Origin of the sequence: Pseudomonas sp. SMSB3 (genome assembly GCF_052041965.1) — a bacterium.
Lineage (GTDB): Bacteria > Pseudomonadota > Gammaproteobacteria > Pseudomonadales > Pseudomonadaceae > Aquipseudomonas.
Genome location: NZ_JBKGGV010000003.1, coordinates 26,977 through 50,672, shown reverse-complemented (window position 1 = coordinate 50,672; position 23,696 = coordinate 26,977). Strand labels below are relative to the sequence as shown.

Below are 23,696 nucleotides of genomic sequence, written 5' to 3'. Positions count from 1 at the left end.
AAGCGCGACCGGGCCGCTCGTTCGTGTCAGCCCTTGCCCTTGGTGCGGGTCTGGTTCGGCACGCCGTGCTTTTCCAGATGCTCGATGATCATGCCTGCCACATCCTTGGAGGTGGTCACTTCGATGCCCTCCAGGCCCGGTGAAGAATTGACTTCCATCACCAATGGCCCGTGGTTCGAGCGCAGGATATCCACGCCTGCCACGCTCAGGCCCATGACCTTGGCCGCGCGGATCGCCGTCATGCGCTCCTCCGGGGTGATCTTGATCAGGCTGGCCACGCCGCCGCGGTGCAGGTTTGAACGAAACTCCCCTGGCTTGGCCTGACGCTTCATCGACGCGATCACCTTGTCGCCCACCACGAAGCAACGGATATCGGCGCCGCCCGCTTCCTTGATGTACTCCTGCACCATGATGTTCTGCTTCAGGCCCATGAACGCCTCGATCACCGACTCGGCGGCCTTGGTCGTTTCGCACAGCACCACGCCGATGCCTTGGGTGCCTTCGAGCACCTTGATCACCAGGGGTGCGCCATTGACCATCTGGATCAGGTCGGGGATATCGTCCGGCGAATGCGCAAAGCCGGTGATCGGCAGGCCGATGCCGCGGCGTGACAGCAACTGCAGCGAACGCAGCTTGTCACGCGAGCGGGCGATCGCCACCGATTCGTTCAGTGGGTAGACGCCCATCATCTCGAATTGGCGCAGCACCGCGCAGCCATAGAACGTCACGGAAGCACCGATGCGCGGGATGACCGCATCGAACCCTTCCAGCGGTTTGCCTCGGTAATGGATCTGCGGCTTGTGGCTGGCAATGTTCATGTAGGCCCGCAAGGTATCGATCACCACCATTTCGTGGCCCCGCTGGGTGCCGGCTTCGACCAGGCGGCGGGTGGAATACAGACGCGGATTGCGCGAAAGCACAGCGATCTTCATGCAGCACCTGTGACAGGAGAGAGGGTGGCCGGATAGGCCGGTTTGTCTTGCACGTATTTGAGCCCCGGGTTGACCACAAGTTGCCCCTGGATGAGGGCTTTGGAGCCCAGCAGCAGGCGGTAACGCATGCTCTTGCGGCACGCCAGGGTGAATTCGATTTCCCATACCGCATCGCCCAGTGCCAGCGCGGTGCGAATGACATAGCGGATTTGCGCGTGACCGTTGGAGCTCTTGATGGTTTTCATCGTCACCAGCGGTGCCTCGCAGCGGCGATGACGCAGCTGCACCACCGAGCCCAGGTGCGCAGTGAAGCGGACCCAGGGCTCGCCGTCGCGCTCGAAGGGCTCGATGTCGGTCGCATGCAGACTGGAGGTGCTGGCGCCGGTGTCGATCTTGGCGCGCAGGCCGGCGACGCCAAGGTCGGGCAGCGCCACCCACTCGCGCAGGCCGATCACCGTCAGATGGTCAAATTTCTTCACTAAGCACACCCTGTGGGTAAGGTGGTGAACTGTAAGCAGGCCCGCGACTTTTTGCATCCGTCCGTTACGGTAGTACAGTTCGATGAACGACTGTATTCGAGGAAACGACATGGCACAAAAAGCCGAGGACGATGACAAGATCCGTCTGGACAAATGGTTGTGGGCGGCGCGCTTTTATAAAACCCGCGCCTTGGCCAAGGCGGCCATCGAGAGCGGCAAGGTGCATTGCCGCGGCGAGCGCTGCAAACCTGGCAAGGAGCCACGGGTGGGCGATGAATTCGTGCTGCGCACAGGTTTCGATGAGCGCACCGTGGTGGTCAAGGCACTGTCGCTGGTGCGCCGGGGTGCGCCTGAGGCGCAGACGCTGTATGAGGAAACCGAAGCCAGTATCCAGCGCCGCGAACAGGCTGCGCAGCTGCGCAAGGCCGGGGCGATGGGCGTGACCACCGATGGGCGACCGAACAAGAAGCAGCGGCGCCAGATCCATCAGCTGCATGGCAGCTTCGAGTGAAAGCAGACGGGGCCGCGCTGCGACCCCGTCGTACAGTCAACGCATCACGGCCAGGCGGCCGATCAATGGTATCTTGCGGCCCAGGGCGAACAGCGGCGCCGTCCAGCGCACCAGCGCCGCACTGCTCTTGGCCGCCAGCGGCGTGTGACAGCTCCAGCCCAGCGCCAGCACGGCCATCAGCAGACCGCCGATGTAGTCGTCCTGCCCCCAGTGCGCGCCCGCCACCAGGCGCGGCAGCATGAACAGCAAGGCCAGACCCCAGATCACCAGGTGTTGCACCAGGCGCCGGCTGAACAGACTCATGAACAAGGCCCAGATCAACAGCACCGAGGCGTGATCGCCTGGGAAACTCTTGCTGGAGCGGTCTTTCAATTCCCAGGCCTTTTCCAGATTCGGGTAGTAGTCGCTCAGGTGCACGGCGTTGTCGAACACCATGGACGGGCTGTCATGCTGCCAACCCATTGCATCGACCCACTTGGAAAACAGCGCGCGAATCACCACTAACAGGATCAGCGTGACCAGAAAGGCAAACAACGCCTGACGCACCTGGCCTGCCTTGAACACCCAGTCGCCACGGATCAGCACGGCGAGCAGGATCAGGCCGACGACGATGTCGAACGGGCGCAGGCTGCCAACCGTCCAGATCGTGCGCCACAGCGTATTGTCGGCCAACGGTGCGTTGAGGCTGTGGAACAGCCACTCGTCGAAAGTCAGGCACAAGATCTGGCCAAAAGGCCACAACCAGAAACACAGTAGGGCGATGGGCAGCAGCGTGCAGACTGCCAAGGGACCCCAGGACCACCTTGCTTGGAACAGCGGTGGATTGTCCATAAAATACCTCTATTTCAAACAGGACCCGGAGCGTCTCAAGAACGCTCCGCCATTGGACATCGGCAAACCCGACATCCGATGTAACCATTTTGTCATCATTTTTTAGATAGCCAAAACCTATGAGCGATATGCCAGATACCGATTTCACCCAACGTTTCATCTTCGACGAGCGCGATGTGCGCGGCGAGTGGGTGTCTCTCGATGACAGCTACGCCGCGGTGCTGGCGCGTCATGCCTATCCACAACCGGTGCAGACCCTGCTCGGCGAGCTGATGGCCGCCACTTCCCTGCTGGTCGGCGCAATGAAATTCGACGGCTTGCTGATTCTGCAGGCACGCTCGGCCGGGCCGATTCCGCTGTTGATGGTCGAATGCTCAGGTGAGCGCGATATCCGCGGCATGGCCCGCTATGAGGCCGAGCAGATCCCGGCCGATGCCACTCTTTCGCAACTGATGCCCGACGGCCACCTGACCTTGACCATCGACCCGGTCAAAGGCCAGCGCTACCAGGGCACCGTCGATCTCGACGGCGCCACCCTGTCGGAGTGCTTCACCAACTACTTCGTGCAGTCGCAGCAGCTCAATACCCGTTTCTGGCTCAATGCCCAGGATGGCAAGGCGCGTGGCTTGCTGCTGCAGCAGCTGCCGCGCGATCGCCAGCCCGACGATGAGGAGCGCGAGGAAAGCTGGCAGCACGTGGTGGCATTGGCCAGCACACTCAAGCCCGAGGAGTGGCGCCTGGACAACGAAACCCTGCTGCACCGCCTGTACCACGAAGACGCCGTGCGCCTGTTCGATACCCACCCGCTGCGCTTCAACTGCAGCTGCTCGCGCGAACGTTCCGGCAATGCTCTGGTCAGTCTGGGCGAGCAAGATGCCAAGGCACTGGTCGAGGAGTGCGGCGGCAAGGTCGAGATCGATTGCCAGTTCTGCAACGAACGCTATTTCTTCGATGCGAGCGATGTGGCGCAACTGTTTGCCGGTGGCGGCACAGAAGCGGCGTCAGAAACTCGCCACTGAAACGTTTAACTACAGGGGAATCTCCTGTCGAATTGCGCAAAAGCGCAGATCTGACAGGAGGGGCCTACTTTTTTTGGGCGTTTCTGGCATAATCCGGCCACTTTTTTCGCTGTAGTAGTTTTTTCGAGACAACTACAAAACGTTTGGAGCACTCGGCCTCGGGCCGGATGGGGTATCTCATGACGCAAGCCAACAACACCGTGTACACCGACCTGAGCGTCGATAAGCTGGTTGAAGAAGCGCTGCAACGCGGTGAAGGCGTGCTGGCCGATACGGGCGCACTGGTGGTCGAAACCGGCCATCGTACTGGCCGCTCGCCGGCAGATCGATTCATCGTCGAAGAACCTTCCACTCAGGACGCCATCGCCTGGGGCCCGATCAACCGCAAGTTCCCGGCCGACAAGTTCGATGCCCTGTGGGCTCGCGTCGAGGCGTTCAACAACGCCCAGGATCACTTCGTTTCCTACGTTCACGTAGGGGCTGCTGCCGAGCACTACCTGCCGGTGAAAATGACCACGCAAACCGCCTGGCAGAACCTGTTCGGCCGTTGCCTGTTCATCAACCCCGAGCCAGGCCAGTTCAACCCGGCCGGTCGCGACCAGTGGCAGATCCTCAACGTCGCCAACTTCGTCTGCGAACCTGAGCGCGACGGCACCAACTCCGACGGCTGCGTGATCATCAACTTCGCCCAGAAGAAGGTGCTGATCGCTGGCATGCGCTACGCCGGCGAAATGAAGAAAGCCATGTTCTCGGTGCAGAACTTCCTGCTGCCGGCCGCCGACGTGCTGCCGATGCACTGCGCTGCCAACATCGGCGAAGAAGGCGATGTGACCCTGTTCTTCGGCCTGTCCGGTACCGGCAAGACCACCCTGTCGGCCGACGAAAGCCGCTACCTGATCGGCGATGACGAGCACGGTTGGGGCGAAGGCGTCGTGTTCAACATGGAAGGCGGCTGCTACGCCAAGTGCATCGACCTGTCCGAGAAGAACGAGCCGGTCATCTGGAAAGCCATCAAGCATGGCGCTGTGCTGGAAAACGTCGTGCTCGACGCCAACAAGCATGCCGACTATGCCGATGTCAGCCTGACCCAGAACAGCCGCGCGGCCTACCCGCTGGAGCACGTTGCCAAACGTGCCGAAGCCAATCTGGGTGGCGAGCCTAATGCGGTCATCTTCCTGACCTGCGACCTGACAGGCGTGCTGCCACCGGTATCGATCCTGAACAACGAGCAGGCGGCCTATCACTTCCTGTCCGGCTACACCGCGCTGGTTGGTTCTACCGAAATGGGTTCGGGCGGCGGCATCAAGTCGACCTTCTCCACCTGCTTCGGCGCCCCGTTCTTCCCACGTCCTGCTGGCGAGTATGCCGAGCTGCTGATCAAGCGTATCAACGCCTTCGGCTCCAAGGTCTACCTGGTCAACACCGGTTGGACCGGCGGTGGCTACGGCGTGGGCAAGCGCTTCAGCATCCCGACCACCCGTGGCGTTATCGCTGCCATTCAGAGCGGCGCTCTGGTCGGCGCTGAAACCGAGCACCTGGACATCATCAACCTGGACGTGCCCAAGGCCGTTCCGGGCGTTGACACCGAGCTGCTCAACCCACGCGCGACCTGGGCAGACAAAGCTGCCTATGACGAGGCGGCTCAGGGCCTGGCCAAACTGTTCATCGAAAACTTCAAGAAGTTCGAAGTTTCCGACGCCATCAAAGCCGCCGGTCCTCAGCTCTAAGCTGGCGCCAGCAGTACCCAGAGAGCCGCCCTTCGGGGCGGCTTTTTCATGGGCGGCGTTCGCTGCGCAGGGCAGCAGTCTCTGCATCGGTCGGCATTTTCTGTTTCACTGTCGGCACCGATTGTGAAGACAGGCGCTCAACCGATGACCGAATCCCCCGGCCGCACGGCCTTCCGGCACTTTCACCCGATCCTCACGCGACCGCAGGATAACGACCTCAACGGCCATATCGCGGGCGCCACGGTGCATGGGTTTTTCGAGGCCGCCATCCAAGCGTTTCTGCTCGAGCAGGCGGATCTCGACCTGCGCGACGGCGAGCTGGCTGCGTTCGTGGTCAGCTCGGCCGCGGACTTCTTCGCCCTGCCGGGATTTCCGGATGTGCTGGAAGTCGGCCTCGGCGTGACCCGCCTGGTCGGCAGCACGGTGGAATACCGCCTGGCCCTGTACCGCCCGGGTGAAGCGGATGCCTGCGCAGCGGGCAGCGTGGTCCAGGTGTTCATCGAGCGCGCCAGTGGCCGCCCGGTGCCGCTGCCAGAAAGCCTGCAGACACGGCTCGCAGGTTTACGCCTGGATCCGCAGGTATGAAAAAGCCCCACCTTCTGGGTGGGGCTTTCGACCTGCAGCTGCGCTGAGCTATCAGTGGCGCCCGTGGCGCTTGTGCTTGCGATGGCCGTAGTGGTGGCCACGGTCCCAGTGGCGACGGTCGTCGTCGTAGCCGCGACGGTAGCGACGGTTCTCGTGGCGCTCGTCTTCATCGGCCTTGTTGCCCATGTAGTTACCCAGCGCGCCACCAGCGCCGCCGCCTGCGGCTGCACCGATGTAGCTACCGGTGGTGCCGCCGACCGAGCGACCGACCACGTTACCGCCGGCAGCGCCCAACGCACCGCCGATTGCCGCTTCGCCACGCTGACGCTTGTCGGCACCCAGGGCACCGCCGGCAGCGCCGCCCAGGCCTGCGCCGATGGCGCCACCGGTGCTACCGCCGATGGAGTTGCCCACGACGGAGCCGAGTACCCCACCCAATGCGCCGCCAATGCCGGCCTCGGTGGAGCCGCCAGCCATGGCAACGCCGCTGAGCAAGCTGAAAGACAACAACAGAATCGAGGAGTACTTCTTCATCAAGAGAGCCTCAGAGGGATGACGAGGCGAATTTGCAGCGATGGCGGGCGCCTGGCAACGAAAATCCGACGAGTAACACGAGTTGTACACAATTAGCTAAGTTGTTGTATTTGCTATGAAACTTAAACCATTTTCGGTTGTCCTAGGTAATTAGGACAAAGCCCTGAACCTCGCGGTACAGGGCTTTTTTCGTGGTTGCGCAACCTACCGGGCGTTACACGATCCGGCCGTTGTCCGAGGCACGCTCAAGCTTGATGGCGACGAATTTCGAGGTCGGCGTGTGGCTACCTTCACCGATGCTTTCCAGCGGAATCAATGGGTTCACTTCCGGATAATAGGCCGCCGCTTGCCCGGCCGGAATATCGAACGCCAGCAGGGTGAAGCCCTGCACACGGCGCACATGCTCATCACCCCAAAGTGAAACGATATCGACCTTCTGCCCCGGCTGAAAGCCCAGGCGGATGATGTCGGCTTCGTTGGCGAACAGCACGTCGCGCTGGCCGCGAACGCCACGGTAGCGATCATCGAGGCCATAAATGGTGGTGTTGTACTGATCGTGAGAGCGCATCGACTGCATGATCAGGTCAGGCACCTGGCCGCTGGCGCGTACGCGCTCGTCGAGCAGGGTGTCCGGAAGCAGGTTGGCCTTGAAGTTGGCGCGGCCGCTGGCAGTCGTCCACTGACGGCTACCGGCGCTATTGCCCAGGTAGAAGCCGCCGGGGTGGGCCAGGCGCTGGTTGAAGTCGGCAAAGCCCGCAATGGTGTCGCCGATCAAGTCGCGAATGCGCGCGTAGTCGGCCACCAACCAGTGCCAATCGACCGGCTGCTTGCCCAGGGTTGCGGCCGCGATACTGGCCACTACGGCCGGCTCCGAACGCATCTGCGTGGACAGCGGCTTGAGCTGGCCATTGGAGGCGTGGACCATGCTGAAGGAATCTTCCACGGTCACCGCCTGTGGCCCTTCGGCTTGCAGGTCGATGTCGGTGCGGCCCAGGCACGGCAGGATCAGCGCCTGCTTGCCGTGGATCAGGTGGCTACGGTTGAGCTTGGTACTGATGTGCACCGTCAGCTCGCAGTTGCGCAGGGCCTGGGCAGTGCGCTCGGTGTCCGGCGTGGCCTGGGCGAAGTTGCCACCGAGGCCGATGAACACCTTGGCGCGGCCGTCGAGCATGGCGTGGATCGCCTCGACCGTGTTGTGGCCGTTATGCCGGGGTACGCGGAAGTTGAAGCGTTTCTCGATGGCATCGAGCAGGGCCACCGGTGGACGTTCGTTGATGCCCATGGTGCGGTCGCCCTGGACATTGCTGTGGCCGCGCACCGGGCACAGGCCGGCGCCGGGTACGCCGATATTGCCGCGCAGCATCTGCAGGTTGACGATCTCCTGGATGGTCGGCACCGAGTGGCGGTGTTGGGTGATGCCCATCGCCCAGCACATGATCACTCGCTTGGCGCGGCAGTACATGCGTGCGGCCAGTTCGATGTCGGCAAGCGCCAGCCCGGACTGCTGCTGGATGTGCTCCCAGGACGTGGCATCGACAGCCGCCAGGTATTCGTCTACCCCATGCCCGTGTTCGGCGATGAACACATGATCGAGTACGGCCGCTTCACCCTTGGCCTGCGCTTCACGCTCCCATTGCAGCACGAATTTGGCCATGCCGCGCAGCAGCGCCATGTCGCCGCCCAGGGCCGGGCGGAAGAACGCGGTGTTGGTCGGACGATCGCTGTTGGTGAGCATCTCCAGCGGGTTCTGCGGGTGCTGGAAGCGCTCCAGGCCACGCTCCTTGAGCGGGTTGACGCAGACCACCTGGGCGCCGCGCTTCACGGCATCGCGCAGCGGGTCGAGCATGCGCGGATGGTTGGTGCCAGGATTCTGGCCCCAGACGAAGATGGCATCGGCATGCTCGAAGTCATCGAAGGTCACGGTGCCTTTGCCAACCCCGACACTTTGCCCCAAGGCCACGCCGCTGGCCTCGTGGCACATGTTCGAGCAGTCGGGGAAGTTGTTGGTGCCATAGGCCCGCACGAACAGCTGGTAGAGGTAGGCCGCTTCATTGCTGGCCCGGCCCGAAGTGTAGAACTCCGCCTGGTCCGGGGTGGCGAGTTTGTTCAGCTCGCGGGCGATCAGGGCGAAGGCCGCGTCCCAGCTGATCGGCTGGTAGCGATCGCTCAGAGGGTCGTAGACCATCGGCTCGGTAAGGCGTCCTTGATACTCCAGCCAGTAATCGCTTTGCTGGAGCAACGCGCTGACGCTGTAGCGCGCGAAGAACGCGGCATCTACCCGACGTTTGGTGGCTTCCCAGTTGACCGCCTTGGCGCCGTTTTCGCAGAACTTGACCATGCCGCTTTCGGGCGAGTCGCCCCAGGCGCAGCCGGGGCAGTCGAATCCGCCGTTCTGGTTGGTCTTGAGCAGGGCACGGATGTTCTTCAGTGCGTTGTCACTGCCCACCCAGGCCTTGGCCACGCTGCGCAACGCACCCCAGCCGCCGGCGGGGCCGTGGTAGGGCTTGTAGCGAGGGGTGGAAGCTGGGGCGTTGTCTGGAAGTTGCTGGTACGAGGTCACGACAGTTACGACTCCGCCGCTGGGCTGTAGACCCGCGGTGCGCTGTGTTTGGGCAGATGAATGAGGTTGAGGTTGTGCTTGCGCGCCCACTGCAGGGCAAGGCCGGTGGGCGCAGAAAGGCTCACCAGGGTCTGTATGCCGGCACGCAGCACCTTTTGGATCAGCTCCAGGCTGCAACGGCTGGTGACGATGGCCAGGCCGCCAGCGGTGCTGATGCGCTGGCGCAGCAGGGCGCCAATCAGTTTGTCGAGGGCGTTGTGCCGGCCGATGTCTTCGCGGCCCATCAGCAGTTCGCCTGCGCCGTTCATGAACAACGCCGCGTGTACCGCGCCGCAGTGCTGGCCCAGCGGCGTGAATGCATCGATGCGCTCGCGCAGGCCGACCAGCCACTGCGCCGGCGGCAATGGCGCGCCAGGCAAGACCGACAAGTCCGGCAGGGCCTGTTCCAGGGCCTCGACCCCACATAGGCCGCAGCCGCTGGTACCGGCTAGCTGGCGGCGCTGGTTCTTCAGGTTCCAGAACGCGCGGCTGGAAATTTCCAGATCGGCGTACAGCGCCGAGCCGCTGCCCGAGAGCTTGAGGTCGTAGATTTCTGCGGTGCCGTCGACAATGCCGCTGCCGACGCTGAAACCCACGGCGAAGTCTTCGAGGTCGGTGGGGCTGACCAGCATCACTGCCTGGTTGAGGCCGTTATAGACGATGGCCAGGGCAACCTCTTCGGCCAGTGGCGTGCAGGCACCCTGAGCGTCGCTGAGCTGGACGTAGTCGTAGGTGTTGCTGGCGGCCGGCAGGGCCAAGGGTGTGGAGGCAGTGCAGACCGGCGGTTTGCTTGGCATCGTAGGCGGACGGTTGGCGGCTGTTTGATAGCACAAGCCTAGGCCGCGACGGCGCGCGCGTCTAATCGCTAGGGTCTATGCCCTGATAGACCGCGTCGATTGGTCGCAGCCAGGCGCAGGTGGCGATCATGGCCTAGACTTGCGGATCCAAGGTTTACCTCAACAAGGAGCGCACCATGAGCCTGTTCAGTTTCGTCAAGGAAGCCGGTGAGAAATTGATCGACCTGCTCACGCCGGGCAATGCCAAGGCCGAAGAGCAGTTGAAACAACACGTGGAAAATGTCGGCCTGGGTAACCCTAACATCACTGCCACGGTCGAGGGCGACAAGGTCATCCTCAAAGGCGAGGTTGCCAGCCAGGAGGAGAAGGAGAAAATCATCCTCGCCGCCGGCAACATCGAGGGCGTGGCCAGCGTCGACGATCAGATTACCGTGACCGGGCCGGTGGCCCAGGCCGCGCGCTTCGTCACCGTGGAAAAGGGCGATACCCTCAGCGCGATTTCCAAACGCGTGTACGGCGACGCCAACAAATACCAGAAGATCTTCGAAGCCAACCAACCGATGCTCAAGGATGTGAACAAGATCTACCCGGGGCAGGTGCTGCGTATTCCTGATTGAGCGGCGTCCACCTGTACTGCGGGCCGGCCTGGTTGAAGCTGCGCTGGCCCGCACAGGCCCTCAGAGCCCTGCCAGCAAATCCCGATAATCCTCGACTGCGGCAAATTCCTCGGTGTCGCGCGGCTGCGCCTTGCTGTCCGGCAGGCGTACTGCCAGCAGGTGCTTGACCCCGAAGCGCTGGGCACTGCGCAAGATCGACAAGGTGTCATCGATGAACAGGCTGCGCTGCGGATCGAAACCGATGTCCGCTTGCAGGGCATCCCAGAACTGCGGGGCTTCTTTCGGGTAGCCGTAGTCATGCGAGCTGATCAAACGCTCGAAATACGGGGCCAGCTCGACCCGTTCCAGCTTTAACGACAGCGAATCGCGATGGGCGTTGGTGATCATCACCACGCGCTTGCCGGCTGCGCGGATGGCTGCCAGAAACGTGTCGGCATCGGGACGCAAGGCGATCAGGTCGGCGATCTCGCGCTTGAGCTCGCGGATCGGCAGCTCCAGTTCGCGGCTCCAGAAGTCCAGGCAATACCAGTTGAGGGTGCCGGCATTGCGCGCGAACAGCGGCTCCAGCTCCATTTGCGCCATGGCCCGGCTGACGCCGTGCAGCTCGGCGTAGCGCTGGGGCAGGTGGTCGAGCCAGAAGCGGTTGTCGTAGTGCAGGTCGAGCAGGGTACCGTCCATGTCCAGCAGAACGGTGTCGATGTCGGACCAGGTAAGAACAGGCATGGGAAACTCTCGATCAGTCGGCAAGCCACGGTATAGTAACCCGTTCACGCCAAGGAGCTGCCCCATGCGCCAGAAACCCACTGTCCTCAGCCGCGAAATCGTCGCCAGCAGCCGCCTGTTCCGGGTCGAAGCCGTGCAGTTGCGCTTCAGCAACGGTGTCGAGCGCACCTATGAGCGCCTGGTTGGCCGCGGCAACGGCTATGGCGCAGTGATGATCGTGGCCATGCTCGACGCCGAGCATGCCGTGCTGGTCGAGGAATACTGCGGCGGTACCGACGAATACGAGCTGTCGCTGCCCAAGGGTTTGATCGAGCCCGGCGAGGACGTGCTCGCCGCAGCCGACCGCGAGCTCAAGGAAGAAGCTGGCTTCGGCGCTCGCCAACTGGAGCACCTGACGGAGCTGTCGCTGTCGCCAGGTTACATGAGCCAGAAAATTCAAGTGGTGCTGGCCAGCGACCTCTATGAAGAACGCCTGGAAGGTGATGAACCTGAGCCGATGCGGGTCGACAAGGTCAACCTGCGCGAGCTGTCGGCGCTGGCCATGCACCCACAATTCACCGAAGGGCGGGCGCTGGCAGCGCTGTACCTGGCCCGCGACTTGTTGATTCAGCGGGGGCTGTTGGCAGCATGAACGATCAACGATTGATGCATGCAGTGGTCGACCTGGCGCGCCTGGCCGGTGAGGCCACCCTGCCGTTCTGGCGCGCCGAGGTGGCGGTGACGCAGAAGGCCGATGATTCGCCGGTGACTGCCGCCGACCTCGCCGCACACCGGGTCATCGCCGATGGCCTGCAGGCCCTGGCGCCGCAGGTTCCAGTGTTGTCGGAAGAGGACTGCGAGATCCCGTTGGCCGAGCGCCAGGGCTGGAGCCGTTGGTGGTTGGTGGACCCGCTCGATGGCACCAAGGAATTCATCGCCGGTAGCGAGGAATTCACCGTCAACATCGCCTTGATCGAGAACGGCGAGGTGGTGTTTGGCGTGGTGTCGATGCCTACCAGCGGCCGCAGTTATTTTGGCGGTCGTGGCCTGGGCGCCTGGCGCGCCGAAGCGCACGGCGAGGCAGTGCCGATCCAGGTCCGTTCAGCGCCGCCGGCGGGCACCGGTTTCACGGTGGTGGCGAGCCGCCGGCATTCGAGCCCTGAGCAAGAAGCCTTGCTGGCTGGCTTGAGCGCTGCGGTGGGTGAGCTGCAGTTGGCCAATATCGGCAGCTCGCTGAAATTCTGCCTGATGGCCGAGGGCAGCGCCGACTGCTACCCGCGTCTGGCGCCGACCTCGCAATGGGACACGGCTGCCGCCCAAGGTGTGCTCGAAGGTGCTGGAGGCGAAGTCATTGACGTTAGTGGCCAGCCACTGCGCTATCCGCCACGCGAATCGCTGCTCAATCCGTTCTTCCTGGCCCTGCCTGGCGCTGCGCCATGGCGCCAGGCGTTGCTGGAGTTGATCTGACGCGTTCCATCACCAAACCCATGACGATGTCCTTGTGGAAGCGGCCTCGCGTCGCGAAAGGGCCGCGCTCACAGAAAAACGTTGAGTGCAGGAATCGATGAAGACAGTCGCCCTCACAGCGGGGCGCGCTGCCTTAGCAAGACAGCTGCTCGCGCGACTGAGGGCTCTCAGCGGTGCAGCACGTACTGACCGCTGAAGGTCACGGCAGGCTCGTCGCTGCCGGCATTGCTGACCGTGGTCGCCAGTGTCAGTCGGGCCCGCCCGCGGCGTTGGTAGAGCGTCACAAAGCGCTCCCAGGTTTTGCTATCCGGCGCCTCGCAGCGTGCGATCGCAGCGCCAGTGACCGGCAACGGATAAGCGATCTGGCCTTCCTGGATCACGATATGCCCGTCATCGATACCCAACTCCCGCAAGCGCAGGTGCAGCCAGCCCCAGCCGGCCAATACCGCCGCGCAATACAGGCTGCCGCCAAACATGGTGCTCTTGTGGTTGACGTTGGCGGCCAGGGGCAGTTGCAGGCGCAAGACGCCTGCCTGCCAGTCGATCACTTCCAGGCCCATTTCCCGGGTCAGCGGGATATCGCCGTGCAGCACGGCTTGCAGATAATGGCTGTCAGCGCTCATCAACGATGCTCCTCATGGTCGTCAGTGCCGCTGCTGGCGCCCTCGAAATGCAGGCCATGCTTGCGCAGCTTGTCGTGCAGCGTCTTGCGCGGTACCCCCAAGGCTTCGGCGAGGCTGCGCATCGAGCTGTGCGGCTGGGCCAGCTCCGCAGCGATGAGCGAACGTTCGAATTGTTCGACCTGCTCGCTCAGGTTGCCCGCCAGCATCGGCGCTGCGCTTGCCGCCGCTGCCGGCGCCTGGCCGTCGAGCGCCAGCTCCAGGCCCAGGGCGAAACGCTCGGCAGCGTTTTGCAGCTCGCGCACATTGCCAGGCCAAGGATGGCGCAGCAGCTGGGCGCGCTGGGCCGGCTGCAGGCTGTGCGGCGGCAGGCCGTGGCGCTGGCTGGCCGCGTCGGCGTAGTGCTGGAACAACACCAGGATGTCATCGCCGCGATCACGCAACGGCGGAATGCGCAGCGGTGCGACGTTCAGGCGGTAATACAGGTCGGCGCGAAAGCGACCCTGATCGGCCGAAGTACGCAGGTCTTCCTTGGTCGCCGCAATGATGCGGATATCCAGCGCAATGAGCTGGTTGCCGCCCAGCCGCTCGACCACACGCTCCTGCAACAGGCGCAGCAACTTGACCTGCACATCCCGGCTCATGCTCTCGATCTCGTCGAGGAACAACGTGCCGCCGTTAGCGAACTCGAATTTGCCGATCCTGCGTTTCTGCGCGCCGGTGAACGCACCTGGCTCGTGGCCGAACAGCTCGCTTTCGACCACCGATTCTGCCAGCGCACCGGCATTGATCGCCACGAACGGCCCATCGCGGCGGCTGGACAGATCGTGCAGGGCGCGAGCCACCACCTCTTTGCCGGCGCCGGTTTCGCCCAGGATCAGGACATCGGCGCGCGTGCCGGCCAGTGCGCCAATCTGCTCGCGCAGGCGCTGCATCGCCGGCGAGTGACCCACCAGGCGCGTGGCCAACTGCTGGCGGTCGCTCAGGGCCAGGCGCAGGCTGCGGTTATCCAGCACCAGGCGGCGCAGGGCCAGGGCGCGGCGGACACTGTCGAGCAGGGCATCGCTGGCGAAGGGTTTTTCCAGAAAATCGTAGGCACCGGCGCGCATGGCCTGAACCGCCAGCGGCACATCGCCATGGCCGGTGATCAACAACACCGGCAATTCGCTGTCGCGCCCGTGCAGTTGCTCGAGCAGTTCCAGGCCATCGATGCCTGGCATGCGAATGTCGCTGACCACCACGCCCGGCCAGTCCGGCTCGATGCGTTCGGCCAGGCCTTGGGCGTCGGCCAAGGCCACGACCTTGAGGCCGGCAAGGTCAAGGGTCTGGCTCAGCGCCTGGCGCAGGTGTGGATCGTCATCGACCAGAATCACCTGGGCCTGGCTGTCGATGTAAGGCTCGGTGGTCATGCCGAGGAATCCTCCGAAGTGGGCAAGGTCGCGCCGGGTGCGGCCGTGCGCAGTTGCAGGGTAAGCAGGGCGCCGCCTTCAGGGTGGTTGGCCAGCAGCAGTTCGCCGCCCAGGGTGCGCATCAGGCTTTCGCAGATGGCCAGGCCCAGGCCCAGGCCCTGGGTGCGCGTCTTGGTGGTGAAGAACGGCTCCTTGGCATGCTCCAGGGCCTGGCGGCTGAAGCCTGGGCCGTTGTCGCGAATGTACAGGTAGACGTACTCGTCACGCTTTTCGGCACTCAGCCACAGGCGCCGCGGGTTGGCCTTTTCGGTCAGGGCATCGAGGGCATTGGCCAGCAGGTTGCCCAGCACCTGGCGCAGCCGGGTTTCGCCAGCCTGGACCCACAACGTCGCCTCGGGCAAGTCGCGAATCAGCTCCACGGCCATCGCCCGGCGGCGCTTGGCCAGCAGCGCCAGGGCGTCGTCGAGTGCCGGTTGCAGCGCCACGCTTTCCGGGGCATGGCGGTCACGCCGGGCGAAGGCGCGCAGGTGCGCGATGATCGAGGCCATGCGCCCGGTCAGCTCGCCGATCAGCTTGAGGTTGCCACGCGCATCGTCGGTGCGCTGGTGATCGAGGAGGATCTCGGCGTTTTCCGCGTAGCTGCGAATCGCTGCCAAGGGTTGGTTGAGCTCGTGGCTGATGCTCGCCGACATGGTGCCAAGCACCGACAGCTTGCCGGCCTGGACCAGTTCGTCCTGGGCGCGGACCAGCTCTTGCTGGGCATTCTCACGCTCCAGCACGGCGCTTTTGAGCCGGGTGTTGAGGCCTTCGAGGGCGGCGGTACGCTCGACCACGCGCTTTTCCAGCTCCTGACGGCCGCGGGCCTCGAAATCGATGCGGTCGATGTAGTGGCGCCGCCGCTGCATCACCAGGCCGGCGAGCAGCATCAGCATCAGCAGGCCGCCACCGCCGATGGCCATGACCGTCTGCACCGAGCGGTCGACCAGCTGGCGCGGGGCGAGGATGCTCACCTGCCAGGCGGTTTCCTTGATGTCGCGGGTCTGGGTCAGCCAGGCGTCCTGGTTCAGCACCAGCGGCTGCGGGGCCTGGGTCGGGTAGGGCTGGATGGCGATGATCGCCTGGCGCTCGGCCTCGCTCAGCGGGCGGGTGGCACGGAAGCGCCAGTCGGCGCGCGAGGTGAGAATCACCACGCCGTTGTGGTCGGTCAGCAGCAGCTGCTCGGGGGTATTGCCCCAGAGGGTTTCGGTGTGGTCCAGGTCGACCTTGACCACCAGCACACCGACGATGCGCTCGCGATCGCGCACCGCTGCGGCGAAGAAGTAGCCGCGTTTGGCCGAGGTCGTGCCCTGGCCGAAGAAGCGCCCCAGGTGCCCGGCCATGGCTTCGTTGAAGTAGGGGCGGAAGGAGAAGTTGCGGCCCACGAAGCTGTCTGGCTTGTCCCAGTTGGAGGCCGCCAGGGTATTGCCGCTGACGTCCATCAGGTACATCACCTCGGCGCCGGTCTGCTGGACGATGCCCTTGAGCAAGCGGTTGGCATTGGTCACCGCTTCGAGACGAAACGGATCGGCCAGCACGCCGCGCAGCGCCGGCAGGTCGCCGAGGATCTGCGGCAGGGTTTCGTAGCGATGCAGCGTGCCGAGCAGGTTGGCGACGTAAAGGTCGAGGGTCTGGCGATTTTGCGACGCCAGTTGGTCATGGTAGTAACGCTCGGCCAGGTGGTGCAGCGGCCACAGCAACGGGGCCAGGCACAGCGCCAGCAGGGCCAGGCTGCGCCAACGGGGGCGGCGAGGGGGCGTGGGTTTTGCAATCATCGCTTACTTGCGCCAGAAGGGTCTGGCGCAATTATGCGCTACTTCAGGCAGTCGATCAGTGCCTGCTGCCAATGCGGCAGGCGCACGTCCCATTCGCGGCTCAGGCGCGAGCAGTCCAGGCGCGAGTTCAGCGGGCGGCGTGCCGGTGTCGGGTAGTCGCGGGTGGCGATCGGCTGCAGCTCGGCGCAGGGCAGGCCGCGGGCCTTTAGCTGGGCGCCAATGGCCTGGGCGAAGCCGAACCAGGAGGTCTCACCTTGGGCCGTCAGGTGATAGATGCCCCAGGCGCCGGCCTGGCCCGCCTGCCAGCGCTCGATCAGTGCGGCGGTGGCGGTGGCGATGCTGGCGGCCCAGGTGGGGGCGCCGACTTGATCGTCGACCACGCGCAGCTCGGGCCTGTCCTGCAGCAGACGTTGCATGGTCAGAAGGAAATTACGCCCGTATAACGAGTAGACCCAGCTGGTGCGCAAGATCAGGTGCTCGCCGCCCACGGCAGCAATCGCCTGTTCACCGGCCAGCTTGCTGCGGCCGTATACCCCCAGCGGGTCGGGCTGGTCCTCTTCGCGGTAAGGGCTGGCCTGGTTACCATTGAACACATAATCGGTGGAGAAGTGGATCAGCGGCGCGCCCAGGCGCTGCGCCTCCTCGGCCAGCACCCCTGGCGCCTCGGCGTTGATCGCGAAGGCGGTGTCAGGCTCCTGTTCGGCCTGGTCGACGGCGGTGTAGGCCGCCGCATTGACGATCAAATCCGGGGCAAGCTGTCGCAACGGTTCGCGCAGCGCCTGCGGGCAGCTCATGTCGAGCTGCGCGCGGCCCATTACATGCACCTCGCCGAACCCTGCCAATGGCCCGCGCAGGGCCTGGGCGACCTGGCCGTTATGGCCACACACGAGAATTTTCATGGGAACAGGTCCGCCTCCTTGAACAGCGGCGCCGCCTGATCCTTGGCCGACAGGATCGGGTTATCCACACCCCAGTCGATGGCCAGTTCAGGGTCGTTCCAGCGAATCGAACGCTCGGCGCTGGGGTTGTAGTAATCGGTGGTCTTGTACAGGAAGTCGGCGGTGTCGCTCAGCACCAGAAAGCCATGGGCGAACCCTGGCGGAATCCAGAACTGACGATGATCTTCGCCACACAGGCGGGTGGCTACCCAACGCCCAAACGTCGGTGAGCTACGGCGCAGGTCCACGGCCACGTCGAGCACTTCGCCAGCGACGACGCGCACCAGCTTCCCTTGTGGGTTGTCGATCTGATAGTGCAGGCCACGCAACACGCCACGCTGCGAGCGTGAATGGTTGTCCTGAACGAAGCGTGCATCGAAGCCCGTCAGTTTCAGGAATTCACGGGCATTGAAGCTCTCGAAGAAAAAGCCGCGGCTGTCACCAAACAGCTTCGGCTCGATGATCAGGACATCTGGAATAGCGGTTTCAATGATATTCATGGAGAAGTCTTCGGTAAGTATGCTGCGATTATAGCGGAGGCGTCATAGCCCTCTCATCCGTGGTGAAGAATCGATTGATATCGATCAAAACATTTCATAAAGCGTGCATTCTGATCTGTAACGCTTTCAAGGCCGATATTTATCGGTTATAAATCAGCTTTCGCGTACAGCAGCGCCTACCCATCCACCAGCGGCCTAGGGCCTACCCAGAGGTTACCCATGAAAACCCTCAACTCCACCCCCCGCGCCGACGGTTTCCACATGCCCGCCGAGTGGGCTGCGCAAAGCCAGGTCTGGATGGTCTGGCCGGAGCGCTCCGACAACTGGCGCCTGGGCGGCAAGCCGGCGCAGGCGGCGCACGTTACCCTGGCCAAGGCCATCGCGCGTTTCGAGCCGGTCACCGTGGGCGTTTCCGCCGGCCAGTACGAGAACGCCCGGCGCCAGCTCGACCTGCCCAATATCCGCGTGGTCGAAATCAGCAACGATGACGCCTGGGTGCGCGACACCGGCCCGACCTTCGTGATCAACGACCAGGGTGAGGTGCGTGGCGTGGACTGGGGCTTCAATGCCTGGGGCGGTTTCGACGGGGGCTTGTACGCACCGTGGAACCGTGACGAAGCCCTGGCTGCCAAGGTGCTGGAGATGGAGCGCTGCCAGCGCTACCACACCGAAGGCTTCGTCCTCGAAGGCGGCTCGATCCATGTCGACGGCGAGGGCACGCTGATCACCACCGAAGAGTGCCTGCTCAACCGCAACCGCAACCCGCACCTGACCCGCGAGCAGATCGAGGAGGTGCTGCGCGAGCACCTGGCGGTGGACACCATCGTCTGGCTGCCTGATGGCCTATACAACGATGAAACCGACGGTCATGTGGATAACTTCTGCTGTTACGTCCGCCCAGGCGAAGTGTTACTGGCCTGGACCGATGATTCCAACGACCCCAACTACGCACGCTGCCATGCCGCCTACGAGGTGTTGAAGAACACCCGCGATGCCAAAGGACGTGAGTTCGTGGTGCACAAGATGCCGATCCCCGGCCCGCTGTTCGCCACCGCCGAAGAATGTGCAGGCGTCGATCAGGTGGCCGGCAGCCAGGAGCGCGACCCGTCGGTGCGCCTGGCCGGCTCCTACGTGAACTTCCTGATCGTCAATGGTGGCATCATCGCGCCAAGCTTCGACGACCCGGCAGATGCCCAGGCCAGAGCGATCCTGGCGGAAATCTTCCCGGAGCATGAAGTGGTGATGATCCCCGGTCGTGAGCTGCTGCTGGGCGGCGGCAACATCCACTGCCTGACGCAGCAGCAACCGGCTCCGGTCAAGCGCTGAGCCCATCGTGCACAAGAGCCCGTCGCCTGACGGGCTTTTTTTTGCCTGGTCTGCCTGGCGCTGCCCAGCTGGCATACCTTTTGTATTGTTTTCAGCGGGTTACCTGTTAGGCAGGTCGCTCGGTACTGTAACAATGACGACGTAGATTAGCCGCTCACGGGCCCAGGAGTATGTGCACATGAACGCAGCAAGTGAGACGGCTTTGCGCCCATCGGCAGTGAATCACCAATCGCTCAGGCTACTGATGCAGTGGTTGAGACACCATGGAGGCAAACGGGTCAGGACGACCGACCCACGACGTCTGCTTGTCGGCCGCTATCCTGCAGGGCTGATCAGCGAAGCTGAGCTGGATGCGCTGCTGGGGGTCTGGCACTGACCAGGGCAGGAGTCCGCCCCATCAAAACGCCACCGCCTTTGCGGTGGCGTTTTCGTTTGTCCAGCGTGACACCGGCACAGGTTAACTCGGAGCTTTCCTACAAAAGATAAAAAGACTGGCGATTGCCACATGTGGCAAGAAAATGCACCAGCCGCGCTGGATAATTTGGTTATAACAACCTGCATTTCACGACTTTTTGACATTTGTAATCGCAGGCGGCTAGGATTCGGCCAACGCTTGCTGGCCACCCTTGGCCATGCTGCTGCGAAAGCCCCGGCAAACTGAGTAATGGCGGGGCTTTCAGTTGGATCCGCATAGCGTCGAACCTACGAAGGGGCGTTGGTTCCTGGCGTAATAGTGCAAAGCGTTTTTGATTTAGAAATAAGGAAAACAACATGTTGAAAACCAGCATCAGCCTGGTCGCGCTGGCGATGATCGCCGCCACCCAGGCCCAGGCCAACGATCAGGCCGACAGCAAAGGCTTCATCGAGGACAGCCACGCAAACGTTCTGCTGCGTAACGCGTTCATCAATCGTGACAAGAAGCACGGCACCAATGACCAGTCCCAGTGGGGCCAGGCCTTCATCGCCAACTTCTCCTCCGGCTTCACCCAGGGCACCGTCGGTGTCGGCGTCGACGCATTCGGCCTGTACGCCCTGCGTCTGGACGGCGGCAAAGGCCGTAACCAGGGTGGCGGCGTCGACTTCTTCAAGCGCTCCGATCCCACCTTCGACGGCGAAAAGACCAACGCACCGCACAACCTGGCGCGCGCTGGCGCCGCCGTGAAGTTCCGCATCTCCAACACCGTGCTCAAGTACGGTGACCAGATGCCTGCGCTGCCTGTGCTGCAATACGACGACGCCCGTCTGCTGCCAGAAAGCTTCACCGGCACCTTGATCACCTCCAAGGAAATCGAAGGCCTGGAGCTGAACGCCGGCCGCTTCACTCAGGAAGCGCGCAAGAGCGCCGAGCGCCGCGACGGTGGTGGCCTGAAGTCGATCAACGTCTTCGGCGGTAGCTACAAGTTCACCGATAACTTCACCGCTTCGCTGTACACCGCCGACAACGAAGACGTGATGAAGAAGCACTACCTGGGCTTGAACTACGTCTTCCCGATCGCCAGCGACCAGTCCCTGACCCTGGACTTCAACGGCTACAAGTCGGACATCGACAACAAGTACGTGCGCGCTGCTGGCCTGAACGGCGACTCCAACACCATCTGGAGCCTGGCCGCCACCTACACCTACGGTGCGCACTCGTTCACCCTGGCGCACCAGCGCAGCACCGGCAGCACCGGCTACAACTACGGCTGGTACCAGAACGAAGGCGGCGTGGGTGACGGTGGTTCGACCATCTACCTGGCCAACTCCTACTGGTCCGACTTCAACGCCGAAGACGAGCGCTCCTGGCAGCTGGGCTACGGCCTGGACTTCGGCGCCTACGGGATTCCCGGCCTGACCTACAAGCTGGCCTACGTGGTGGGTGACAACATCAACACCCGCAACGTGAACAACCCGCAGGGCTTCGGCGAAGGTAAAGAGCGCGAAATCTTCAACCAGGTTCGCTACGTGGTTCAGGAAGGCCCGGCCAAGGATCTGTCGATCAAGCTGCGCAGCTCGTTCCTGCGTACCAACAACGCTGTTCGCCAGAACGGCTACAACGACGACGGCAACGAAGTACGTGTGTTCGTCGAGTACCCAATCAGCATCTTCTGATACTGAGCGGATGTACCAGCAGCCCCGGCCTATGCCGGGGCTGTTTCGTCAGGGGCGGGCGCCGTCCGTGGCGGCTGCTCGGGGCAGGCACACACTGACCCGCAGGCCGCCGCCGTCGCGGTTGCTCACCTGCAGGCTGCCGCCGTGGCTGCTGGCGATGCGCTGGGCGATGCTCAGGCCCAGTCCGTAACCGCCCGAGGCCTGGTTGCGTGAGCCTTCGCCGCGCACGAAGGGGTCGGTGATGGTACTCAGCAGCTCAGGTGCAATGCCTGGGCCGCGGTCGTCGATGTGGATGCAGACCTCGCTGGCGCCAGACGCCAAGGTCACCGACACCTCCTTGGCATAACGCAGGGCATTGACCACCAGATTCTGCAGGCAGCGTTGCAGCAGCAGGGCATCGACGTGCAGGCTGCCCGCGTGGCCCTGCACCGGCAGTGGCTCATCAGCGCTGGCAAGGTCCGCACACAGGCGGGCCACCAGGCGGTCGAGGTCGACGTTGCGCAGGTGCTGCTGCTCGCCGGCGCGCAGGTAATCCAGCACCTGGCCGATCATGTCGTCCATCTGCGTGATGTTGTGGCGCAAGCGCTCGCGCTGCTCATCGTCTGGCAGCCGTTCCAGGCGCAGGCGCATGCGCGTCAGCGGGGTGCGCAGATCGTGTGACACCGCCGCGAGGAAATACGCCTTGTCGTTGACCATGGCGATCAGCCGTTGCTGCATGGCATTGAACGCCTGCGCGGCCTGGCGCACCTCCTCCGGCCCCTCCAGCGCCAGCGGCGGCTGCTCGAGGTTGCTGCCCAGCCCACGCGCCGCGTCGGCCAGGCGCCGCAACGGGCGCAGGCACAAGCGCACCGCGATCAGGCATACCAGCAGCACGGCAACGATGCGCAGGGCATACACCCGCAACAGATAATCACTGATCAACACCCAGGCCGACTCGCCGCTCCAGCCCTGCAGCTCCTGGCCATCGACGCTCAGCCAGTGGCCGTCGGCCAAGCGCACGGCGAACTGGATATGCGCCTGGGCAGTGCGCAGGCCGAACAGGCTGCGCCAGACGATCGGCTGGCCCGACTCATCGGTCAGCCGCACCTTCAGCAGGCGCACCTCCTGGACTTGGCCAAGTTCGTACTGCAAGGCCTGTTGCAGCAGCTGCTCAACGCGGCGACGGCCACGGCGTTGGTCTTCCTCTACCGCCGGCGCGCTTTCGGCGCAGCGCAGCTGGTAGTGCGCCGGCACCTGCAGGCTGTGCGCATCGCACTGGGCCTGGGCAATCAACGGGGCACTGCGCGCGGCCATCAGCCGTACCGGCGCTTCCAGCACCTGGGCAAAACGCACGTCGAACCAGATGCTGCTGGACATCAGCTGGATCACCACGGTACCGCTGACCATGATCAGCAGCAGTTGGCCAAACAGCGTGCGGGGCCACAGGCGGCGCAGCCAGCGCATGTCAGTGAGGCGCCTCGCTGCGGACGATGCTCAGCAGGTAGCCTTCGTTGCGGATGGTCAGGATCTGCACCTCGCCAGCCGGCGCGCGGCGCAGCTGCTGGCGTAGGCGGCTGATGCACATGTCCACCGAACGGTCGTCGGGGTGGTGGTCACGGCCGAATGCGCTACGCGTCAGTTGATCGCGCGAGACTACGCGGTTGTTGGCTTCGAGCAGCTCGCGCAGGACCCGGTGATCGGAGCGCGGCAGGGTCAGGGTTTCGCCGTCCGGGCAGGTCAGCAGGCGCTTGACGTGATCGAGGCTGAAACCTGCGAAGTGCTGCGTCTCGGCGGCCGCTTCTTCGCTGGCGGCCTCCAGCCGTTGCGGGCGGCGCAGCACGGCCTTGATGCGCGCGATCAGTTCGCGCGGCTCGAAGGGTTTGGCCAGGTAGTCATCGGCGCCGACTTCCAGGCCGATGATGCGGTCCAGCGTGCTGCCCTTGGCCGACAGCATGATCACCGCCAGGCCAGGCACGGTCTGCAGATGCCGGCACAGGCTGAGGCCGTCTTCGCCGGGCAGCATCAGGTCGAGCACCACCAGGTCGACCTTGTGGGCGGTCAGTTGCTCACGCATGCCGTCGCCGTCGGCTGCGGCCAACACCCGATAGCCCGCATCGGTGAGGTAATCGCAAAGAAGTTCGCGAATCTCGTCGTCGTCATCGACGACCAGAAGGGTCGTGCTCATCAAAAAAATACCTGTCAGGGGAGGGCCGATTGGCTTG

Annotated in this window: 24 protein-coding genes; 10 read left to right on the top strand and 14 right to left on the bottom strand. The window is 63.7% G+C overall.

Annotation, left to right across the window (positions count from 1 at the left end):
* Positions 1–26: 26 nt before the first annotated feature.
* Positions 27–932 carry a 30S ribosomal protein S6--L-glutamate ligase gene (gene rimK, locus ACLEJW_RS06160; RefSeq protein ID WP_145183967.1) on the bottom strand — a complete coding sequence of 302 codons (906 nt, stop codon included), beginning with the start codon at positions 930–932 and terminating at the stop codon, positions 27–29.
* Positions 929–1,411, bottom strand: coding sequence for a retropepsin-like aspartic endopeptidase RimB (gene rimB, locus ACLEJW_RS06155; protein ID WP_145183964.1), 483 nt, complete (start codon positions 1,409–1,411; stop codon positions 929–931). Before rimB ends, rimK begins: the two co-directional genes overlap by 4 nt.
* Positions 1,412–1,520: 109 nt before the next feature.
* On the opposite strand from rimB, the gene ACLEJW_RS06150 reads away from it, so the two are divergent.
* Positions 1,521–1,922: an RNA-binding S4 domain-containing protein gene (locus ACLEJW_RS06150; RefSeq protein ID WP_440777233.1), complete on the top strand. Its 402-nt coding sequence runs from the start codon at positions 1,521–1,523 to the stop codon at positions 1,920–1,922.
* A gap of 36 nt (positions 1,923–1,958) precedes the next feature.
* On the opposite strand, the gene ACLEJW_RS06145 is transcribed toward ACLEJW_RS06150, so the two are convergent.
* The gene (locus ACLEJW_RS06145; RefSeq protein ID WP_440777232.1) at positions 1,959–2,753 is read right to left on the bottom strand and encodes a phosphatase PAP2 family protein; all 795 of its coding nucleotides are present in this window, start codon (positions 2,751–2,753) and stop codon (positions 1,959–1,961) included.
* Between the two features lie 119 nt (positions 2,754–2,872).
* On the opposite strand from ACLEJW_RS06145, the gene hslO reads away from it, so the two are divergent.
* The 3 genes from hslO to ACLEJW_RS06130 all read left to right on the top strand — a co-directional run bounded on the left by hslO (position 2,873) and on the right by ACLEJW_RS06130 (position 6,084).
* Positions 2,873–3,772 (top strand): Hsp33 family molecular chaperone HslO, encoded by a 900-nt coding sequence (gene hslO / locus ACLEJW_RS06140; protein WP_313646312.1) that lies wholly within the window; start codon positions 2,873–2,875, stop codon positions 3,770–3,772.
* Positions 3,773–3,951: 179 nt separating this feature from the next.
* On the top strand, positions 3,952–5,499 hold the full coding sequence (locus ACLEJW_RS06135) for a phosphoenolpyruvate carboxykinase (RefSeq protein WP_145183952.1): 1,548 nt from the start codon (positions 3,952–3,954) through the stop codon (positions 5,497–5,499).
* 144 nt (positions 5,500–5,643) lie between these two features.
* Positions 5,644–6,084, top strand: coding sequence for an acyl-CoA thioesterase (locus ACLEJW_RS06130; RefSeq protein WP_440777231.1), 441 nt, complete (start codon positions 5,644–5,646; stop codon positions 6,082–6,084).
* A 51-nt stretch (positions 6,085–6,135) separates the two neighbouring features.
* On the opposite strand, the gene ACLEJW_RS06125 is transcribed toward ACLEJW_RS06130, so the two are convergent.
* The 3 genes from ACLEJW_RS06125 to fdhD all read right to left on the bottom strand — a co-directional run bounded on the left by ACLEJW_RS06125 (position 6,136) and on the right by fdhD (position 10,014).
* Positions 6,136–6,618, bottom strand: a complete 483-nt coding sequence (locus ACLEJW_RS06125) for a glycine zipper domain-containing protein (protein ID WP_145183946.1) — start codon at positions 6,616–6,618, stop codon at positions 6,136–6,138.
* Positions 6,619–6,832: 214 nt separating this feature from the next.
* Entirely contained in the window at positions 6,833–9,178 is a 2,346-nt protein-coding gene (locus ACLEJW_RS06120) for an FdhF/YdeP family oxidoreductase (RefSeq protein ID WP_440777230.1), read from the bottom strand.
* Between the two features lie 5 nt (positions 9,179–9,183).
* On the bottom strand, positions 9,184–10,014 hold the full coding sequence (gene fdhD / locus ACLEJW_RS06115) for a formate dehydrogenase accessory sulfurtransferase FdhD (RefSeq protein WP_313295384.1): 831 nt from the start codon (positions 10,012–10,014) through the stop codon (positions 9,184–9,186).
* 176 nt (positions 10,015–10,190) lie between these two features.
* On the opposite strand from fdhD, the gene lysM reads away from it, so the two are divergent.
* Positions 10,191–10,631 (top strand): peptidoglycan-binding protein LysM, encoded by a 441-nt coding sequence (lysM, locus tag ACLEJW_RS06110; RefSeq protein WP_313295382.1) that lies wholly within the window; start codon positions 10,191–10,193, stop codon positions 10,629–10,631.
* A gap of 60 nt (positions 10,632–10,691) precedes the next feature.
* Here lysM and yrfG read toward each other — a convergent pair whose 3' ends face one another.
* Positions 10,692–11,354 carry a GMP/IMP nucleotidase gene (yrfG, locus tag ACLEJW_RS06105; RefSeq protein ID WP_440777229.1) on the bottom strand — a complete coding sequence of 221 codons (663 nt, stop codon included), beginning with the start codon at positions 11,352–11,354 and terminating at the stop codon, positions 10,692–10,694.
* Positions 11,355–11,418: 64 nt separating this feature from the next.
* Between yrfG and nudE the strand changes: the two genes are divergently transcribed.
* Both nudE and cysQ read left to right on the top strand, forming a co-directional pair.
* Complete coding sequence (gene nudE, locus ACLEJW_RS06100) at positions 11,419–11,985, top strand: ADP compounds hydrolase NudE (RefSeq protein ID WP_145183931.1); 567 nt, start codon at positions 11,419–11,421, stop codon at positions 11,983–11,985.
* On the top strand, positions 11,982–12,800 hold the full coding sequence (gene cysQ, locus ACLEJW_RS06095; RefSeq protein ID WP_440777228.1) for a 3'(2'),5'-bisphosphate nucleotidase CysQ: 819 nt from the start codon (positions 11,982–11,984) through the stop codon (positions 12,798–12,800). Before nudE ends, cysQ begins: the two co-directional genes overlap by 4 nt.
* 167 nt (positions 12,801–12,967) lie before the next feature.
* On the opposite strand, the gene ACLEJW_RS06090 is transcribed toward cysQ, so the two are convergent.
* Genes ACLEJW_RS06090 through rfbC form a run of 5 tightly spaced genes read right to left on the bottom strand, consistent with a single transcriptional unit; the run spans position 12,968 to position 18,078 of the window.
* On the bottom strand, positions 12,968–13,423 hold the full coding sequence (locus tag ACLEJW_RS06090) for a YiiD C-terminal domain-containing protein (RefSeq protein ID WP_145183924.1): 456 nt from the start codon (positions 13,421–13,423) through the stop codon (positions 12,968–12,970).
* Positions 13,423–14,829, bottom strand: a complete 1,407-nt coding sequence (locus ACLEJW_RS06085) for a sigma-54-dependent transcriptional regulator (RefSeq protein WP_440777227.1) — start codon at positions 14,827–14,829, stop codon at positions 13,423–13,425. Before ACLEJW_RS06085 ends, ACLEJW_RS06090 begins: the two co-directional genes overlap by 1 nt.
* The gene (locus ACLEJW_RS06080; RefSeq protein WP_145183918.1) at positions 14,826–16,640 is read right to left on the bottom strand and encodes a sensor histidine kinase; all 1,815 of its coding nucleotides are present in this window, start codon (positions 16,638–16,640) and stop codon (positions 14,826–14,828) included. Before ACLEJW_RS06080 ends, ACLEJW_RS06085 begins: the two co-directional genes overlap by 4 nt.
* A gap of 38 nt (positions 16,641–16,678) precedes the next feature.
* Positions 16,679–17,539: a dTDP-4-dehydrorhamnose reductase gene (gene rfbD / locus ACLEJW_RS06075; RefSeq protein WP_440777226.1), complete on the bottom strand. Its 861-nt coding sequence runs from the start codon at positions 17,537–17,539 to the stop codon at positions 16,679–16,681.
* Complete coding sequence (gene rfbC, locus ACLEJW_RS06070) at positions 17,536–18,078, bottom strand: dTDP-4-dehydrorhamnose 3,5-epimerase (RefSeq protein ID WP_145183912.1); 543 nt, start codon at positions 18,076–18,078, stop codon at positions 17,536–17,538. The genes rfbD and rfbC overlap by 4 nt, the downstream gene beginning before the upstream one ends.
* A gap of 219 nt (positions 18,079–18,297) precedes the next feature.
* Here rfbC and aguA point away from each other — a divergent pair, with 219 nt between their 5' ends.
* From aguA to ACLEJW_RS06055, 3 genes are all read left to right on the top strand, one after another.
* On the top strand, positions 18,298–19,404 hold the full coding sequence (gene aguA, locus ACLEJW_RS06065; RefSeq protein ID WP_313295374.1) for an agmatine deiminase: 1,107 nt from the start codon (positions 18,298–18,300) through the stop codon (positions 19,402–19,404).
* A gap of 178 nt (positions 19,405–19,582) precedes the next feature.
* Positions 19,583–19,780, top strand: a complete 198-nt coding sequence (locus ACLEJW_RS06060) for a hypothetical protein (protein ID WP_145183905.1) — start codon at positions 19,583–19,585, stop codon at positions 19,778–19,780.
* Positions 19,781–20,175: 395 nt separating this feature from the next.
* Positions 20,176–21,495, top strand: a complete 1,320-nt coding sequence (locus ACLEJW_RS06055; RefSeq protein WP_313295371.1) for an OprD family porin — start codon at positions 20,176–20,178, stop codon at positions 21,493–21,495.
* A 48-nt stretch (positions 21,496–21,543) separates the two neighbouring features.
* Here the strand turns inward: ACLEJW_RS06055 and ACLEJW_RS06050 are convergent, their stop codons facing one another.
* Together ACLEJW_RS06050 and ACLEJW_RS06045 are read right to left on the bottom strand one after the other, a co-directional pair.
* Positions 21,544–22,938 (bottom strand): ATP-binding protein, encoded by a 1,395-nt coding sequence (locus tag ACLEJW_RS06050; RefSeq protein WP_440777225.1) that lies wholly within the window; start codon positions 22,936–22,938, stop codon positions 21,544–21,546.
* Between the two features lies 1 nt (position 22,939).
* The gene (locus ACLEJW_RS06045) at positions 22,940–23,659 is read right to left on the bottom strand and encodes a response regulator (protein WP_145183897.1); all 720 of its coding nucleotides are present in this window, start codon (positions 23,657–23,659) and stop codon (positions 22,940–22,942) included.
* Positions 23,660–23,696: the final 37 nt, after the last annotated feature.